At 74.5% G+C, this 18,097-nt stretch carries 10 protein-coding genes and 1 pseudogene; 8 read left to right on the forward strand and 3 right to left on the reverse strand.

Annotation, left to right across the window (positions count from 1 at the left end; genetic code table 11):
- Nucleotides 1-106 precede the first annotated feature (106 nt).
- The 6 genes from V1L54_RS14465 to V1L54_RS14490 all read left to right on the forward strand — a co-directional run bounded on the left by V1L54_RS14465 (nt 107) and on the right by V1L54_RS14490 (nt 12,395).
- Complete coding sequence (locus V1L54_RS14465; RefSeq protein WP_330118371.1) at nt 107-1,813, forward strand: glycerol-3-phosphate dehydrogenase/oxidase; 1,707 nt, start codon at nt 107-109, stop codon at nt 1,811-1,813.
- Between the two features lie 218 nt (nt 1,814-2,031).
- The gene (locus tag V1L54_RS14470) at nt 2,032-4,224 is read left to right on the forward strand and encodes a serine/threonine-protein kinase (RefSeq protein WP_330118372.1); all 2,193 of its coding nucleotides are present in this window, start codon (nt 2,032-2,034) and stop codon (nt 4,222-4,224) included.
- Nucleotides 4,225-4,438: 214 nt separating this feature from the next.
- Entirely contained in the window at nt 4,439-6,835 is a 2,397-nt protein-coding gene (locus V1L54_RS14475; RefSeq protein ID WP_330118373.1) for a serine/threonine kinase C-terminal domain-containing protein, read from the forward strand.
- Between the two features lie 101 nt (nt 6,836-6,936).
- Entirely contained in the window at nt 6,937-8,631 is a 1,695-nt protein-coding gene (locus tag V1L54_RS14480) for a serine/threonine-protein kinase (RefSeq protein WP_330118374.1), read from the forward strand.
- Nucleotides 8,632-8,737: 106 nt separating this feature from the next.
- Complete coding sequence (locus tag V1L54_RS14485) at nt 8,738-10,393, forward strand: succinic semialdehyde dehydrogenase (protein ID WP_330118375.1); 1,656 nt, start codon at nt 8,738-8,740, stop codon at nt 10,391-10,393.
- A 103-nt stretch (nt 10,394-10,496) separates the two neighbouring features.
- On the forward strand, nt 10,497-12,395 hold the full coding sequence (locus V1L54_RS14490; RefSeq protein ID WP_330118376.1) for a GMC oxidoreductase: 1,899 nt from the start codon (nt 10,497-10,499) through the stop codon (nt 12,393-12,395).
- An 89-nt stretch (nt 12,396-12,484) separates the two neighbouring features.
- On the opposite strand, the gene V1L54_RS14495 is transcribed toward V1L54_RS14490, so the two are convergent.
- Entirely contained in the window at nt 12,485-13,651 is a 1,167-nt protein-coding gene (locus V1L54_RS14495; protein ID WP_330118377.1) for an LAETG motif-containing sortase-dependent surface protein, read from the reverse strand.
- A gap of 897 nt (nt 13,652-14,548) precedes the next feature.
- Nucleotides 14,549-14,842: a chorismate mutase gene (locus V1L54_RS14500; RefSeq protein ID WP_330118378.1), complete on the reverse strand. Its 294-nt coding sequence runs from the start codon at nt 14,840-14,842 to the stop codon at nt 14,549-14,551.
- A 326-nt stretch (nt 14,843-15,168) separates the two neighbouring features.
- On the opposite strand from V1L54_RS14500, the gene guaA reads away from it, so the two are divergent.
- Nucleotides 15,169-16,770 carry a glutamine-hydrolyzing GMP synthase gene (gene guaA / locus V1L54_RS14505; RefSeq protein WP_330118379.1) on the forward strand — a complete coding sequence of 534 codons (1,602 nt, stop codon included), beginning with the start codon at nt 15,169-15,171 and terminating at the stop codon, nt 16,768-16,770.
- Between the two features lie 129 nt (nt 16,771-16,899).
- A pseudogene (locus V1L54_RS14510) lies at nt 16,900-17,497 on the forward strand (Uma2 family endonuclease).
- A 19-nt stretch (nt 17,498-17,516) separates the two neighbouring features.
- On the opposite strand, the gene V1L54_RS14515 reads toward V1L54_RS14510, so the two are convergent.
- A complete protein-coding gene (locus V1L54_RS14515) occupies nt 17,517-17,981 on the reverse strand; it encodes a hypothetical protein (protein ID WP_330118380.1) in 465 nt (154 codons plus the stop codon).
- Nucleotides 17,982-18,097: the final 116 nt, after the last annotated feature.

Consider the following 18,097-nt stretch of genomic DNA (forward strand, 5'->3'; position numbering starts at 1 on the left):
GAGGCGGGGAGGGGCGCGAAGAAGGGGCGTGCGCACAGGCGGATGGCGCGGTTAACCGGGTAGGGGTCATGGTCGGGGCCGACGGACGACCCATCAGGAGGCAGCGGTGAGGACAGCGGCACTGGGACCGGCCGAGCGGGCCGAGGCACTCGCCCGCATGGCGGAACGCGAGCTGGACGTACTGGTCGTCGGCGGCGGCGTGGTCGGGGCCGGCACCGCCCTGGACGCGGCCACCCGGGGTCTGAGCACCGGGCTCGTCGAGGCCCGCGACTGGGCCTCGGGCACCTCCAGCCGCTCCAGCAAGCTGATCCACGGCGGGCTGCGCTATCTGGAGATGCTGGACTTCACCCTGGTGCGCGAGGCCCTCAAGGAGCGCGGCCTGCTCCTGCGGCGGATCGCCCCCCACCTGGTCAAACCCGTCCCCTTCCTCTACCCCCTGAAGCACCGGGCCTGGGAGCGGCTGTACGCGGGCTCCGGCGTGGCGCTGTACGACGTGCTCGGCACCGCCTCCGGGCGCAGCCGCGGCCTGCCCCGCCACCGGCACCTGACCCGCCGCCAGGCCCTGCGCGTCGCCCCGTGCCTGCGCAAGGACGCGCTGGTGGGAGCCCTGCAGTACTACGACGCGCAGATGGACGACGCCCGCTACGTCGCCGCCCTGGTCCGCACCGCCGCCGCCTACGGCACCCACGCCGCCAACCGGGCGCGGGTGGTCGGCTTCCTGCGCGAGGGCGAACGGGTGGTCGGCGCCCGGGTGCGGGACCTGGAGCAGGGCGGCGAGTACGAGGTGCGCGCCCGCCAGGTGGTGAACGCCACCGGGGTGTGGACCGACGACACCCAGGGGATGATCGCCGAGCGCGGGCAGTTCCACGTCCGCGCCTCCAAGGGCATCCATCTGGTGGTGCCCAAGGACCGCATCCACTCCTCCACCGGGCTGATCCTGCGCACCGAGAAGAGCGTGCTGTTCGTCATCCCCTGGGGGCGGCACTGGATCGTCGGCACCACCGACACCGGCTGGGACCTGGACAAGGCCCATCCGGCGGCCTCCAGCGCCGACATCGACTACCTGCTGGACCGGGTCAACACCGTGCTGGCGGTGCCGCTCACCCGTGACGACGTGGAGGGCGTGTACGCCGGGCTGCGCCCGCTGCTGGCCGGGGAGTCGGAGGCCACCAGCCAGCTCTCCCGCGAGCACACCGTCGCCCATCCGGTGCCGGGCCTGGTGGTGGTCGCGGGCGGCAAGTACACCACCTACCGGGTGATGGCCAAGGACGCCGTCGACGCCGCCGTGCACGGCCTCGACCACCGGGTCGCCCCGTCCTGCACCGAGGACGTGCCGCTGGTCGGCGCCGAGGGCTATCCGGCGATGTGGAACGCCCGCGCCCGGATCGCCGCCCGCACCGGACTGCACGTGGCCCGGGTGGAACACCTGCTCAACCGGTACGGCGCGCTCACCGACGAGGTGCTGGCACTGGTCGCCGAGGACCCCTCGCTGGGCGAGCCGCTGCCGTACGCGGACGACTACCTGAAGGCCGAGGTGGTGTACGCCTGCTCGCACGAGGGCGCCCTCCACCTGGACGACGTCCTCACCCGCCGCACCCGCGTCTCCATCGAGACCTTCGACCGCGGCACCCGCAGCGCCCGTGAGTGCGCCGAGCTGATGGCCTCCGTGCTCGACTGGGACGCCGACCGGATCGAGCGCGAGGTGGCGCACTACGAGAAGCGGGTCGAGGCCGAGCGGGAGTCCCAGCGGCAGCCCGACGACCAGACCGCCGACGCCGCGCGGCTGGGCGCCCCGGACATCGTCCCGCTCTGAACCGGTCCGGAGCGCCGCGGGCCGCCGCGGACCGCCGCGGACCGGGGCTCCGGACCGCGGTGGACCGCGTGATCCGGGATGCCCGGTGTGCCGGGGCGTCAGCACCACGACCGCGCACCGCCGTTCCGGTGGCGCGCCGACGGCCGCGTACGCCGTGCCTCACCCGATGGGTGAGAATGTGAGGCGACTGCTGGGGCGGGCTGAGTGTGAGGAAGCACATGGGCGACGTGGACAGCCGCGGGAAGAAGGCCGGACGGCTGCTGGGCGGGCGCTACCGGCTGAGCGACGTCCTGGGCCGCGGTGGCATGGGCACCGTGTGGCGGGCGGAGGACGAGATCCTGGGCCGTACCGTCGCGGTGAAGGAGCTGCGCTTCTCGTCCAGTGTGGACGAGGAGGAGAAGCGGCGGCTCATCAAGCGCACCCTGCGCGAGGCCAAGGCCATCGCCCGGATCCGCAGCAGCAGCGCCATCACCGTCTACGACGTGGTGGACGAGGACGACCGGCCCTGGATCGTCATGGAGCTGGTCGAGGGCCGCTCGCTGGCCGACGTCCTGCGCGAGGACGGGCCGCTGACGCCGCGCCGGGCGGCCGAGGTGGGCCTGGCGATCCTGGACGTGCTGCGCGCCGCGCACCGCGAGGGCATCCTGCACCGCGACGTGAAGCCGTCCAACGTCCTCATCGCGGAGGAGGACGGCCGGGTCGTCCTCACCGACTTCGGCATCGCCCAGATCGAGGGCGACCCCTCGCTGACCTCCACCGGCATGCTGGTCGGGGCCCCCTCCTACATAGCGCCCGAGCGGGCCCGCGGCCAGCGCCCCGGGCCGCCGTCCGACCTGTGGTCGCTGGGCGGGCTGCTGTACGCGGCCGTGGAGGGCCACCCGCCGTACGACAAGGGGTCGGCGATCGCCACCCTGACCGCGGTGATGACCGAGCCCCTGGAACCCCCGGCGCGCGCCGGGGAACTGACGGAGGTCATCCGCGGCCTGCTGCGCAAGGAACCGGAGCGGCGGCTGGACGAGCCCGGCGCGCGGGCGCTGCTGGAGCGGGCGCTCGGCGGGCCCGCGCCGGCGGCGCCGGCGGAGGACGGGGGCACCCGTACCACCGTGATGCCGCTGGCCGGGGCGGACGGCGCGGCCGGGAAGAGGCCCGCCGGAGCGGAGAAGGCGGCCGGGAGCGTCGAAGACGCCGCCGGCGCCGGAGACGCCGGCGGCACCGGACGCGCGGACGGCGCGGCGGCGGACACCGCGCCGGGCGGCGCCCGGCGCGCCGGTGCGAGCGGCGGTACGAACGGTGAGCGGCTGCGCGAGGCGCTGAAGGCCGTGCGCGACACCGTGGCCGCGGCGGCGGCCGGTGCCGCCGCGTCCCGGCGCGGCAACGGAGCGGCCGCCGCGCCCGCCCCGGGTGCCGCGGACCCCCCGGCCGACGCGTCCGCCCCCGCCGCGTCCGGCTCCGACGCGTCCGGCTCCGACGCGCCCGCCACGGCCGGTACGGCGTCCGCCGCCCCGGCGGCCGACGGTGCCGCGGGGGCCGGCGGCGGCCGGAACGGCGGCTCCGGCGGCGCGGCCACGTCCGTGCTCCGGACCCGCACGTCCGCGCTGGCGCGCAAGGCGCGGCAGCCCGCCGGGCTGGCGGTGGTCGCCGCCGTGGTGGCGCTGGCCGTGCTCGGCACCGTGCTGGCCCTGGTGCTCGGCGGCGGGGACGGCGGCGACGGCGGGCAGGCCGGGGAGGACAGCTCGGCCGTGTCCTCCGGCGGAGGTGAACAGGACTCCGGCGGGGAGCGGGACTCCGGCGGCGGGGACGGCGGGGCGTCCCCGGAAGCCTCGCCCTCCGGCGAGGACGACGGCACGGCCGGGCAGGACGGCCAGGACGGCCGGGGCGACCAGGGCGGCGCGGACGGCGCCGGGGGGAACGGCGACGACGGCGGCCGGGACGACCAGGGCGGCAAGGCACCGCCCGAGGGCTACGAGACGGTCACCGACGACCGCTTCAACTTCTCGATGGCCATGCCCGAGGGCTACCGGCGCACCGGCATAGCGGGGCAGAACTCCGGCGGCATCTACACCCCGTCCGGCGGCGGCCTGCCCAAGATCCAGGTCGACTTCAGCGGCAGCCCCGGCGAGGACGCGGCGGCGGCCTGGAAGGCCCTGGAGCCCGCCGTGCGCGGCAGCAGCAGCGGTTACACGCGGCTGGGCATCAAGTCCGTGGACTGGCGCGACTACCCGACCGTCGCCGACTGGACGTTCGAGCGCACCGAGGGCGGTCAGCGGGTACGTGTCCTCAACCGCGGCTTCCGGGTGGACGGCGACAGCGGTTACGCCGTCATGATCACCTGCCCGGCGGACGAGTGGGACGGCGCGGAGTGCCGTACGGTGCGGAAGACCGCGTTCGGGACGTTCCGGCCCCTGTCGTGAAGGGTGCTCGCCCTTTTTCCGGACTCCCCCTGAGCCCCCGAGTCCTCCGGAGCCCCCCGAGGCCCCCGGAAACCGCCGGAACGGGACGTGACCGACCGACCGGCGACGCGAGGCCCGTTCGGCACGTATCGTCATAGGGTGCGGACCCTGCGCATCCGTCATCCGGTCGGTGGGAACGCGTCTTGAGGGACCGTAGGCTCTGGGGAGGTGCTCCGTGGACGACTACTCGGGTCGGCTGCTGGCCGGCCGGTACCGGCTGCCGCGTCCGCCGTCCGACGAGTACGAACTCGTGGAGTCCCGCGCGTACGACACCGCCAGCGGGCAGGAGGTGCTGGTCCGCCAGGTGCCGCTGCCCGAGGTGGTCGACGCGGAGTTCGTCGGCCGGGGTGCCGGCGCGTATTCCGGCCGGGCCACCCGCCGTCCGGCCGATCCGGCGGTGCGGCGCGCGGTGGAGGCGGCGCAGGCCGCCTCGCGGATCCCCGACCACCCCCGGCTCGACCAGGTCTTCGACGTCTTCGTCGAGGACGACGGGCTGTGGATCGTCAGCGAACTCGTCGCGGGCCGGCCGCTGGCCGCGGTGCTCGCCGAGCGTCCGCTGAGCCCCCACCGGGCCGCCGAGATAGCCGCCGACCTGCTCGCCGCGCTCCGCGCGGTCCACGCGCACGGCTGGGTCCACCGCAACATCACCACCCGCACCGTCCTCGTCTGCGACGACGGGCGCGCCTTCCTCACCGGTCTGGCCGTCGGGGCGGCGGAGGAGGCCCTGTGCGGATACGATCCGCTCCCGGCGCCGCCGAGCGTGCTGCCGCGCGGTCACGTGCCCGAGGCCCCGCCCGGTGAGGCCGGTCCGCCCGGCCCGGCCGCGCCCGGCGGTCTCGCGGGCCCCGTCCCGCCCCGGGGCGGGGTGCCCCGGCAGGCGTCCGGCGACCGGCCCGGCGGCACCGGCGGTACGTCCCGGGAGCTCCCGGCGGTGCCGCCCGGTCCCCCCGCCGCCCCCGGCTTCACCGGCCCGCCCGGCCCGGGGACGTTCGGTCCGGGGGTGCCCGGCCGCGGCACCGAGCGCGCCGCCCGCAGCGGCGCCATCGCCGCGTACCGGGCCGGCACCCGGGCCGCCGCGGCCCGGGCCGAGGTGGAGGCCCGCCGGACCGACGGCCGGCCGGCCGGTGCCGCGGGTCCGGACGAGGGATGGTCCGCCGCCGTTCCGCACAGCACCGGCGAGGACGAGACGCGCGGGGCGCACGGGGCGTCCGACGCACCCGGCGAGCACGGGGAGAGCGGCCCGCGCTGGGACCGGGAGAGCGAGGGGCGCTACCGCGGCCCCGCGACCGCGCTCGCCGCCGAACGCGCCCGCCAGACCCGGATCGCCGTCGTCGGCGCCGTCACCGAGCGCTGGGCACCCGAGCAGGCCGGCCCGGTGTACGAGAACTGGCGGCTGGCCCCGCCCGTCGGCCCGGCGGCCGACCTGTGGGCGCTGGGCGCGCTGCTGTTCCGGGCGGTGCAGGGGCACGCGCCCTACCCGGAGGAGTCCGCGGCCGAGCTGGCGCAGATGGTGTGCGCCGAGCCGCCCGCGTTCGCCGAGGAGTGCGGGGCGCTGCGGCCCGTGGTGGAGTCGTTGCTGCGCCAGGACCCGACCGAGCGGCCGGACTTCGAGGAGCTGGGCGGCTGGCTGCGCTCCCTGATCCGGTCCGCGCCCGAACCGGAGGTGGGGCGGCACACGGTCACCGCGCCCCTGACCCTGGAGGCCGCCGCACCCGCCGACCCGCGGCGGCTGCCGATCGTACGGCGCCGGGGCGAGCTGGTCCGCAGGAGGCGCACCGAGCGGTCGCCGGTGCCCGCCCGCGCCCGGCACCGCCGGGCCCGCGGCGGCGGCAGCCCGCGCCGGCTGGGGCTGGTGCTGGTCGGGCTGATCCTGGCGCTGCTCGCCGGGACGCTGGTGTACGCCGCGCTGTTCATGCCCGGGGCCGGGCAGGGTTCCTCCGCGGACACCGGCAACCAGCGCGCCGGCCGGGTGGGCACCCAGCCCGGGGAGCAGGGCGGGGGACAGGACGGACAGCGGGAGGAGAACTCCGGCCCCTCGGCGGCGCCGGAGCCCTCCGCGCCGCGGGAGTCGGCCGGGGCGGCCGGCGGGTCCGAGCAGCCGCAGACCGAGGAGCCGGCCGCCGGACTCGACGGCTACACCGTGCACAAGGGCGGCGGCTTCCAGATCGCCGTCCCCGAGGGCTGGCGGCGCGGCGGCCCGAACGGCAGCGGACAGACCGTCTTCACCGGCGGCGGCCTGGAACTGGTCGTCGTGCCCGGCCGGGACACCACCGAGGAGTACGGCGACGACCCGATGACGTACCTCACGGGCGAGCAGCCGGAGCTGGACGCTTACCGGGCGGCCGACTGGGCGACCAACTCCGGTATGCGGCGGATAGAGGTCGGCCGCACGGTCATGGCCGAGGGCCGGTTCAGCTGGCGCGACGGCGGGGGCGAGACCTATGTGCGCAACCGGTCGATGATCATCGACGGCCGCTACCACACGGTGCTGGTCAGGGGCCCGGAGAGCCGGAAGGCCGCCGTCGACCGGCACTTCGGGAAGCTGGCGGACACCTACCGCGTCACCGGCTGAGCCCCGGCGGCCCGCCGTCCCGGCCGCCGGGTGTCACAGCTTCGGCACCTGATGGGAACAACTGTGGCGCCCGGGAACGGCCACACGGTACTGATGGGCCCATGACCCACCAGCCAGACCGGGCGCACGAGCCCACCAGCTACGAGTTGCCGCCGCCCGGGGCGCCCGCCCCGCGGGACCTGCCCGCAGCCGACCAGGCCGCCGTCGCGTACCAGCCGACCCGGACCGCGGCGCGGCCCGGCCGGTCCGCGCCGCCGGCCCGTCCCGAGCCGTCCGTGCCGCCGGGGGAGCCCGCGGGCCGGGGGCCGGAGGCGCAGCCGGAGCAGCCGGAGCAGCCGGCGCAGCCGGGCGGCGGGCGGCTCGTCGGCGGGCGCTACCGGCTGCTGGCCCGGCTCGGTCACGGCGGCATGGGCACGGTCTGGCGTGCCCGGGACGAGGTCGTGGGCCGCGAGGTGGCGATCAAGGAGCCCCGGCTCCCCGATCACCTGAGCGAGACCGAGCGGCAGACGGCGTACCAGCGGATGCGCCGCGAGGCCCGGGCCGCCGCCGGGATCGACCACCCGTCCGTCGTCACCGTCCACGACGTGGTGGTGGAGGACGGCCGCCCCTGGATCGTGATGGAGCTGGTCAAGGGGCACTCCCTGGGCGAGGTGCTGGCCGAGGGCACCATCGGGCCGCGGGAGGCGGCCCGGATCGGTCTCGCCGTCCTGGGCGCGCTGGCCGCCGCGCACGAGGTGGGCGTGCTGCACCGGGACGTCAAGCCGGACAACGTCCTGCTCGGACGGCACGACCGGGTCGTCCTCACGGACTTCGGCATCGCCCAGGTCGAGGGCGAGCAGAAGCTCACCGAGACCGGTGCCTTCGTCGGCTCGCCCGAGTACATAGCCCCCGAGCGGGTGCTGGGGCAGCGGCCCGGCCCCGAGTCCGACCTGTGGTCGCTGGGCGTGGTGCTGTACGCGGCGGTCGAGGGCATGTCCCCGTTCCGCCGCTCCACCGCCCCCGCCACGCTCCAGGCCATCATCTCGGCCGAGCCGCAGAACCCGGCCCGGGCCGGGGGCGGGCTGAGCGCGCTCGTCATGCGGCTGCTGCGCAAGGACCCCGCCGCCCGTCCGGACGCCGTGGAGGTGCGGCAGGAGCTGGAGAGCATCGCCCGCCCGGCCGCCGCGGCCCGGCTGGTGGGCGGCGGGCCGGGGCCGCTGTCCCGGGCCGGCCGGGCGCTGCGCACCAGCCGCCGGGCCAGGGCGTTCACGGGCACCGGTGTGCTGCTGTCCGCCGCCGCGGTGGCGGCGGTGCTGTTCTGGCCCGTCGACGACGGCCTGCCCGAGGGCTGGAAGCGGTACGACGAGAAGGACCGGGTGAACGCCTCGCTGGGCGCCCCGGCGGACTACGCGCGCTCGGTGGACGACAACGAGGTGATGCTGACCTCGCCCGACAAGAACTTCACCGTCTGGCTCCAGCGCAACCACGACGAGTGGAACAGCCCGGTCGCCGAGGCCAACGAGTGGCTGGACTTCTACCGGGACAAGCCCTACGAGAGCGACATGACCGAGGTCGAGGGCCGGGTCACCGAGGCGGAGTACCGGGGCGAGCCACGCGCCGCCGAGCTGACGGTGACCTACGTCCCGGACGGCGACGAGGAGGGGAACAGGCTCCGGCGCCGCGAGTTCTACTACATCGACGAGAAGGCCGAGGAGTGGCGGCTGGTGGTGCAGATGCCCGCGGCGGGGGAGAGCAGGGAGTCGGGGGAGCGGCTCTTCGCCGGTCTCGTGGCGCATCTGGACGTCGAGGGGAAGTGACCCGGCCGGGTGCGCGGCCGGGTGTGCCGGTGCCCGACGGCGGATTCCGCGAAAAAAGTTACCGACGGGTACCCATATCGGCGGCGTTCGCCCTACCCTCCGCTGTATGACGGAATCGCCAGGCATCACCGCCAGATCCGCCGGGGCCGCCGGACCGGCACGTCAGGCACACGCGCCGGACGGCAACCCGGTCGCCCCCGCCCCCGCCGGCGCCCGCACCGCCGCGGACGTGGTGACCGCCGCCCTGGTCGCCCGGCTGACCGAGGGCCTCGCCGGCGGCGACACCACCGCCTGCCACACCCCGTTCACCGGGGAGAAGCTGGCCGACCTGCCCGAGGCCACCCCCGAGGACGTCGCCGCGGCCTTCGCCCGGGCCCGGCGGGCGCAGCGGCAGTGGGCGGCCCGGCCGGTACGGGAGCGCGCCGCGGTCCTGCTGCGCTTCCACGACCTGCTGCTGAGCCGCCAGTCCGAGGTGCTGGACCTGAACCAGCTGGAGACCGGCAAGGCACGGCTGCACGCGCACGAGGAGGTGCAGGCGGTCGCCGTCGCCGCCCGGTACTACGGCCGCACGGCCCCCGCCCACCTGCGCCCGAAGCGCCGGGCCGGTGCCTTCCCGGTGCTGACGAGGACCCTGGAGCTGCGCCACCCGAAGGGCGTCGTCGGGCTGATCGCCCCCTGGAACTACCCCCTGGAGCTGTCCGTCGGAGACGCCCTGCCCGCCTTCGCCGCGGGCAACGCCGTGGTGATGAAGCCCGACACCGAGGCCGCGCTGACCGCGCTGTGGGCGCGCCGCCTGCTGATCGAGGCCGGGCTGCCCGCGGACGTGTGGCAGGTGGTCATCGGCGACGGCCCCGTCGTCGGTCCGGCGGTGGTCGAGCACGCCGACTACGTCTCCTTCACCGGTTCCACCCGCACCGGCCGCGAGGTCGCCCGGCGCGCCGCGGACCGGCTGGTGGGCTGCTCGCTGGAGCTGGGCGGCAAGAACGCCATGATCGTCCTGGCCGACGCCGACCCGGACCGGGCGGCGGCCGGCGCGGTGCGCGGCGCGTTCTCCTCGGCCGGCCAGCTGTGCATCTCCATCGAGCGGCTCTACGTCCACGCCTCGGTCGCCGACGACTTCACCGAGCGCCTCGTCACCCGCACGAGGGCCCTGCGGCTGGGCACCGCGCTCGCCTACGGCGCCGACATGGGCTCCCTCGCCTCCGAGCGGCAGCTCCGGGCCGTCACCGGGCATGTGGCGGAGGCCGTCGCCAAGGGCGCGAAGGTCCTGGCGGGCGGCCGGCCCCGCCCCGACGTCGGCCCGCTGTTCCACGAGCCGACCGTCCTGGCGGGCGTCACCGCCGACATGGCCGTCTGCGGTGAGGAGACCTTCGGCCCCGTCGTCTCCGTCCACCGCTTCACCGACGAGGACGAGGCGGTCGCCCTCGCCAACGCCACCCCGTACGGGCTCAACGCCAGCGTGTGGAGCCGCAGCGGCCGCCGGGCCCGCGCCCTGGCCGCCCGGCTGCGCGCCGGCACGGTGAACGTCAACGAGGCCTACGGCGCGGCGTACGGCAGCCTCCAGGCCCCGATGGGCGGCATGGGCGACTCCGGGCTGGGCCGCCGGCACGGCGCGGAGGGCATCCTCAAGTACACCGAGGCGCAGACCGTCGCCCAGCAGCGCGTGGTGCCCCTGGCGCCGTCGTTCGGCATGGACGACGAGAAGTACGCGGCGTTCATGAGCGCCTCCCTGCGCGCGCTGAAGGCCCTCCGCATCCGCTGACCCCCGGCTCCTGGCCCCCGAACCCCGGTTTTCCGCTTTTCCTCCCCTCTCCTCCTCTCTCCTCCGCTGTGAGAACAGCGTCGCGCCATCCGGAGGTACCGCCATGCCCCGACCGCAGGACGAAACACCTGAAGCACCTGAAACGCCTGGAACACCGCAGGACTCCCCGCCCGGGAAGCCGTACGACCACGACGTGATCGTCGTCGGCTCCGGCTTCGGCGGCTCGGTGGCCGCCCTGCGGCTGACGGAGAAGGGCTACCGGGTGGGCGTGCTGGAGGCGGGCCGCCGCTTCACCCGCGCCACCCTGCCGAAGAACTCCTGGGACCTGCGGAACTACCTGTGGGCGCCGGCGCTGGGCCTGTACGGCATCCAGCGCATCCATCTGCTGGGCAAGGTCATGATCCTGGCCGGCGCCGGGGTGGGCGGTGGCTCGCTGAACTACGCCAACACCCTCTACGTCCCGCCGCCCGCCTTCTTCGCCGACCGCCAGTGGGGCCACATCACCGACTGGCAGGAGGAACTGAGACCCCACTACGACCAGGCCAGGCGCATGCTGGGCGTACGGCTCAACCCCACCGTCACCCCCTCCGACGTCCATCTGCGGGCCGCCGCGGAGAAGATGGGCGTCGGCGACACCTTCCACCTGGCCCCGGTGGGCGTCTTCTTCGGCGACGGCGAGGACGCCGGGGGGAAGGTGCGGGCGGAGCCGGGCGGGGAGGTGCCCGACCCCTACTTCGGCGGCGCGGGGCCGTCCCGCCGCGCCTGCACCGAGTGCGGCGAGTGCATGACCGGCTGCCGCCACGGCGCCAAGAACACCCTCACCGAGAACTACCTGTACCTGGCCGAGAAGGCCGGAGCGGTCGTCCGCCCGATGACCACCGTCACCGAGGTGGCCGAGGACGGCCGCGGCGGTTTCGCCGTCACCACCGTGCCGACCGGCCGGCGCCGCCGGGGGAGGCGGACGGTGCTGCGCTGCCGACGGGTCGTCCTCGCCGCCGGGACCTACGGCACCCAGACCCTGCTGCACCGGATGCGCGACACCGGCGCCCTGCCCCGGATCTCCCCGCGGCTGGGCGAACTGACCCGTACCAACTCCGAGGCACTGGTGGGTGCGCTGACCACCCGGCGCCGCTACCGGAGGAAGCACGGGCCCGGTGCCGTACTGGACTTCACCCGGGGGGTGGCCATCACCTCGTCCGTCCATCCGAACGAGAACACCCACATCGAGCCGGTCCGCTACGGCCGGGGCTCCAATGCGATGGGCGCGCTGTCCGTCCTCCAGGTGCCGTACGGCGGACGCCTGCCGAGGCCGCTGGCCTTCGCCGCGCACTGCCTGCGCCACCCGGTGCTGACGGCGCGGACGCTCTCCAACCACCGCTGGTCGGAGCGGACCATCATCGGTCTGGTGATGCAGTCGCTGGACAACTCCCTGACCACCTACCGCCGCACCAGGGGCCCGGGGAAGGGGCTGCTGACGGCGAGACAGGGCCACGGCGCCCCCAACCCCGACCACATCCCCGAGGGTGCCGAGGCCGCCCGGCTCATCGCCGAGGACATCAACGGCTTCCCCGGCACGAACGTCGGCGAGCTGATGGGCACCCCGCTGACCGCGCACTTCCTGGGCGGCTGCCCGATCGGGGCCTCGCCCGAGGAGGGCGTCGTCGATCCCTACCACCGCCTCTACGGGCACCCGGGCATCTCGGTGGTCGACGGCGCGGCCGTCTCCGCCAACCTGGGCGTCAATCCCTCGCTGACCATCACCGCCCAGGCCGAACGCGCCATGTCCCTGTGGCCCAACAAGGACGAGCCCGATCCCCGGCCCGAACAGGGCACCGGGTACGTGCGGGTGCCGCCCGTGCCGCCGCGCGCACCGGTGGTGCCGGAGGACGCATTCGCGGCGCTGCGGCTGCCGCTGCTGCCGGTGCCGGGCGTGCCGCCGCGGACGGCGGAGCCGGCGGCACCGGAGCAGCCGGCCGGGCCCGCTGAGCCCGCGGGGACCTGAGGAGACGCGGCGGGAGACGGCAGGAGGGGGGTGGAGCGGCCCGGCCGCTCCACCCCCTCCCGTCATACGGTCAGGCGGTCACACCACCGTCAGGCGACGGCGGAGGTGTCCGTCCCGGCACCCTTGCGGCGCCGCACGACGAACATGGCCCCGGCGCCCAGCGCCACGGCCGCGCCACCCGCGAGGGCGAACATCGGCAGCGCGGAGGACGAGCCGGTCTCGGCGAGCTTGCCGTCGACGGGCAGCTCCTTGGACTCGCTCTGCTTCTTCCCGTCCAGCGGCTTCTTGGCGCCGCCCTGCGGCTTCTCACCGCTCGGCTTGGCGTCCTCGACCTTGTCCGGCTTGCTGCCGGCCTTGGCGACGGTGAACTCGTAGGCGTCACCGTTGCCGTGGCAGGTCTTGCCCTTGCCCGCGTAGACGGCGTTGGTCACGGCGAGGGAGGAGCCGGCGGGCGCGGCGGCGTCGATGCGCACCCGCAGCTGCATCTCGACGGACGCCTTCGGGTCGATCTGGTCGATGATGCCGACGAAGGTGCCGGTCACGGCGGTGTCACCGTTCTCGTCCTCGTAGACGGCCTGGTACGAGTCGGTCCACTTGCCGTTCTCGGGGTTCTTGTACTGGAGCTCCGCGAGGTCCAGGGCGAGGGGGTTCTCGTCGTCGTCCTCGGTGTACTCGGCGAAGGCCTCGACGTAGACGTTCTTGAGGGTCTTCTTCGAGCCGTTCTCCACCGTGAACTCGAAGTTGTGCCAGCCCGAGCCGGCCACGACCGTGTTGGGCAGACCGGTGATGGTGGCACTGAGCTTGCTGTCGAGGTCGAGCTTCTCGCAGTCGAACGGCAGCCAGGGCCCGTCCTCCTCGCCCGGCTTCTCCTCCTCGGGCTCCTCGCCCTCGGGGGTCTCGTCGGGCTTCTTCTCGCCCTCCGGCTTCTCCGCGTCGGGGACCTCGCCCTCCGGCTTCTCCGTGTCGGGAGCTTCGGTGTCGGGGGCCTCGGTGTCGGGGGTCTCGGACTTCTCCCCCTCGGTGCCGCCCTCGGTGCTCTCGTCTCCGGTGCCGTCGTTCCCGGTGCCGTCCGAGGAGTCGCTGCCGGAGGTGTCGTCGGCGTCCTGGCCGTCGGTGTCCTGGTCGGGCTGGGTCTGGGTGGTGTCCGTACCGCCGTTGTCGTTCTCGTTGGCGTACGCGGCGGGTGCCGCGAGCAGAGCGGCGGGTGCGATGACGGCCGTTGCGGCGGCAGCCGCGAGGGCGCGACGAAGCTTCATGAAAGACCTCGTTCGTATGAGGTGAAGGAAAAGAGGAAGAACGCTGTTCGGGGCCTTCGCGCAGTGGCGCGGCGGGCTGGGAGCAGCGTATGGGCGGAGTGGGATCTTCCGCCCGGCCGTTTTTCCGGGCCGGCCCGGGGGTGGATTCATGTTGCAGCGACATAAGGGGCAGACGGACTCAGTTGCTCACGGCTGCCAGATTTTGCTGTGATACATGTCACGTACGGGCTTGGTTTTGTCGTTATCCACCCGCAATGGAAGACGTCACAACCCTCTCGCTGGTTCATTCATCCCAGGGAAGGACGTGCCGTACCCGGCCGCCGGGCAGGGACAAGAGAGGGCCCCGGGCGCCGACCGGGTGGGTGGGTCGGACGCCGCGGGGCCCTGTGGTTCAGCGTCGGCGTCAGGGCTTCGCCGACGCTGGGGCGGCGCCGGGGGGAAGCGCCGCGAAGGATGGTTCGTGGGGGCGGGCCCGTGTCGTACGGGTGCCGCGCGGGCCCACTCCGCATCGTGCGGGATGTGCCTCCCGGAACGCAACTGTTTCGACGGAACGGCTCCCCTTCTTCCGAAGCTGTCCTGAACCAGCCCGTTGACTGTCGATCTTCCGGTTTCCTCCGCCTGTGGCGGATCCGCGGAGCGGCCGGCCCACGGCGTCCCGGGAGCCGACCGCTGAGGTGGTGACCGGCCTGCTGTCCCCTGCCGTCCGGTCACCGCACCGGAGCGAGGTCCCACGACGCCCGGTCCTCACCTCCCGAGGGAGGACGGCGTCTCATCGCTCCGGTACGTCCCCGCCGCCGCCGGGCGCCCGGTTGGCCGAGGGGTGCCCGGTTCAACGAAGGCCGCCCGGGGCGGTAACGCACCGTATGGGTGATCACCGAGAGTAACACCGTGGGTGGGTCAGATCCGGCCGCGGCACAGCTCCAGCAGGGTCATGGCGAGTGAGGTGCCGGGCCTGCCCAGCTCCTCGCGGTAGCGGGTGAGGATCTCCATCTCGCGGGAGAGGTTCACCCGCCGCCCACCGCCGTCGATCCGGGTGCGCTGGATCCGGGCGGAGACCGCCATGCGCTCCCGCACCAGGGCGATGATCCGTTCGTCCAGTTCGTCGATCCGCCCGCGGTCCTCGGAGATCCGCTCGCCGGCGGCGCTCGCGGGGGTGCCGCTCGCGGCCGTGTCGCTCGTGGGGGTGGTCATGCCGTACGTCCCTTCGGGGAGTCGCGGCGCCCGCCGGCCGGCCGGACCGGGAGCGACGACAGACGCCCCGGGCCTTGGCCGGCCCGGGGCGCCTGGGAAGTCGCTCGTCAGTGGTTCACACGGCGGAACCGACGGACCCGTGGCAGCCGGCCGGGCCGGTGCCATAGGTAAAGCAGAAGGTCGTCCGCGTGAACATGCGGCCAGTATGCCCCGTGAGCGCCGCACCGGGCCACCGGGCGGCCGGATGGTGAGACGGCCGTCCGGGTGACGCCCACCGGTAGACTGGGCCCTCCCAGCCAGTTCCACGCCGAAAGGCAGCCAGCCTCGTGGCATCAGATCCCGCCGCCGACACCGGCACCGGCGCCGACCCGGACACCGTCCTCGTCGTCGACTTCGGCGCGCAGTACGCCCAGCTCATCGCCCGCCGGGTCCGCGAGGCCCGGGTCTACAGCGAGATCGTCCCGTCCACCACGCCGGTGGCCGAGATCCTCGCGAGGAACCCCAGGGCGATCATCCTCTCCGGCGGCCCCTCCTCCGTGTACGCCGAGGACGCGCCCGGCATCGACCGCGCGCTGTTCGAGGCCGGGGTGCCGGTCTTCGGCATGTGCTACGGCTTCCAGTTGATGGCCCAGGCGCTGGGCGGCACCGTGGACAACACCGGCCGCCGCGAGTACGGCGGCACCCCGCTGACCGTCACCCGGCCCGGCTCCACCCTCTTCGAGGGCACCCCCGCCGAGCAGTCGGTGTGGATGTCCCACGGCGACGCCTGCTCGGCCGCCCCCGAGGGCTTCACCGTCACCGCCGCCACCGACGGCGTACCGGTCGCGGCCTTCGAGGACGACGCGCGCCGGCTCTACGGCGTCCAGTACCACCCCGAGGTGATGCACACCACCCACGGCCAGCAGGTCCTGGAGCACTTCCTCTACCGGGGCGCGGGCCTCAAGCCCACCTGGACGGCGGCCAACGTCGTCGAGGAGCAGGTCGCCGCGATCCGCGAGCGGATCGGCCCCCGGCGCGCCATCTGCGGGCTGTCCGGCGGCGTGGACTCCGCGGTGGCCGCCGCGCTGGTCAACAAGGCCATCGGCGAGCGGCTGACCTGCGTCTACGTGGACCACGGGCTGATGCGCAAGGGTGAGTCCGAGCAGGTCGAGAAGGACTTCGTGGCCGCCACCGGCGTCCAGCTCAAGGTCGTCGACGCCGAGAAGCGCTTCCTGGACGCGCTGGCCGGGGTGTCCGACCCCGAGCAGAAGCGCAAGATCATCGGCCGGGAGTTCATCCGCGTCTTCGAGCAGGCCGCGAGCGAGATCGTCGCCGAGGCCGGCTCCGGCGAGGAGGCCGTGGAGTTCCTGGTGCAGGGCACCCTCTACCCGGACGTGGTGGAGTCCGGCGGCGGCACCGGCACCGCCAACATCAAGTCCCACCACAACGTGGGCGGTCTCCCCGAGGATCTCCAGTTCAAGCTGGTGGAGCCGCTGCGGAAGCTGTTCAAGGACGAGGTCCGCATGGTCGGCCAGGAGCTGGGCCTGCCCGAGGAGATCGTCCACCGCCAGCCCTTCCCCGGGCCCGGTCTGGGCATCCGCATCGTCGGCGAGGTCACGAAGGAGCGCCTGGACCTGCTGCGCGAGGCCGACGCCATCGCCCGCGAGGAGCTGACCGCGGCCGGCCTGGACCGCGACATCTGGCAGTGCCCGGTGGTGCTGCTGGCCGACGTGCGCAGCGTCGGCGTCCAGGGCGACGGCCGCACCTACGGCCACCCGGTCGTGCTGCGGCCGGTCTCCTCGGAGGACGCGATGACCGCCGACTGGTCGCGCCTGCCGTACGAGACGCTGGCCCGCATCTCCACCCGCATCACCAACGAGGTCGCCGACGTCAACCGGGTGGTGCTGGACGTCACCAGCAAGCCCCCGGGGACCATCGAGTGGGAGTGACCGCCTGACGCGGTCCCACCGCCCGCCGGTCAACGCCCGCGCCGCCGCTCACCCGTGTGAGTGGTGGCGCGGGCGTTTCCGCTCGCTAGGCTGGGCGTACGGCCGAGAATCCCGTCCACGGGAGGAACCATGACCGCCGAGCCGCTGCCCAGTGCGTCCGCCACCTCGTGGCCCGTGCCGCCGCCGGACGGCTGCACCGCGGACGACCTCGACGCATCCCGGACCTCCCGCCGCACACGGAGTTGATCGACGGGAGCCTGGTCTTCGTGAGCCCGCAGAAGTACTTCCGCTCGTTGGCGATGTTCCTGCTGGAGAGGGGGCTCCACGAGACCGTCCCGGACGAGATGCGGTGTGCCGCGGGATGAGCGTTCTGCTGGGCCGGCGGAACCGGCCGGAGCCGGATCTCATGGTCATCCGTGCGGAGGCGGCCACCGAGGAGGCCGAAGAGACCGGATTCCGCGCCGAGGACGTGGTCCTCGCCGTCGAGGTCGTCTCCCCCGACTCGGAGGAGCGCGACCGCAAGCGCAAGCCGCAGCTCTACGCGGAGCCCGGCATCCCGCACTTCTGGCGGGTCGAGAAGGGGACGGGGCGCCGCCCGGTCGTCTACGTCTTCGAGCTGGAGCCCGCGACGGGCAGCTACGTGCCCACCGGCATCCACCACGACCGGCTGAAGCTGACCGTCCCCTTCGACGTCGACATCGACCTCACCGCGATCGACCGGCTGTGACGGGGCCCGCGCCCGCCGGTCACCCGATCCTGGTCATCACCGACTCGTAGCCCCCGCCGCCGGGGTAGACCCACGCACCGGCCAGGGTGTCGCCGGCCGCGTCGAAGGTGCCCCGGAAGTACGCGGGGGAGCCCTTCTCCCCGCCCCAGATGGTCAGGGTGTCCCCGTCGAGCTCGTAGACGTAGTCGAGGGTGTTGCCCTGGCTGTCGTAGAAGCGGGACCTGATGTCCTCGCCCGGCCGCTCCGCGCCGAACGGCTTCTCCCGCCCGATCACCTCCAGCCCGGTGACACGCTGCCCGTACTGCTCCAGCTCGACCTCCTGGACGAGGAAGAAGCCGCCCGCCAGCCGGCGGTAGGTGACCGTGCCCTCCGCGCCGCCGGTCACCCGCCAGGAGCCCACCAGCCGCTCCAGGGCCCCGAGCCCCTCGTTCTCCGGCCGGACGTCCGGCTGTGCGGCCCGGGTGGTGCCGTTGTCCTCCGTCATGGTTCTTCCCTCCGTCGTCACGTCGTGGCCCGGCCGCGTACGCGCGGGCCCGTCCATGTGACCGGCGGGCCCGGAGAAAGGAATCGGCCGGTGGGAGTGATCGGTGTCACACGGCG

Source organism: Streptomyces rubellus (assembly GCF_036323805.1).
GTDB lineage: Bacteria > Actinomycetota > Actinomycetes > Streptomycetales > Streptomycetaceae > Streptomyces.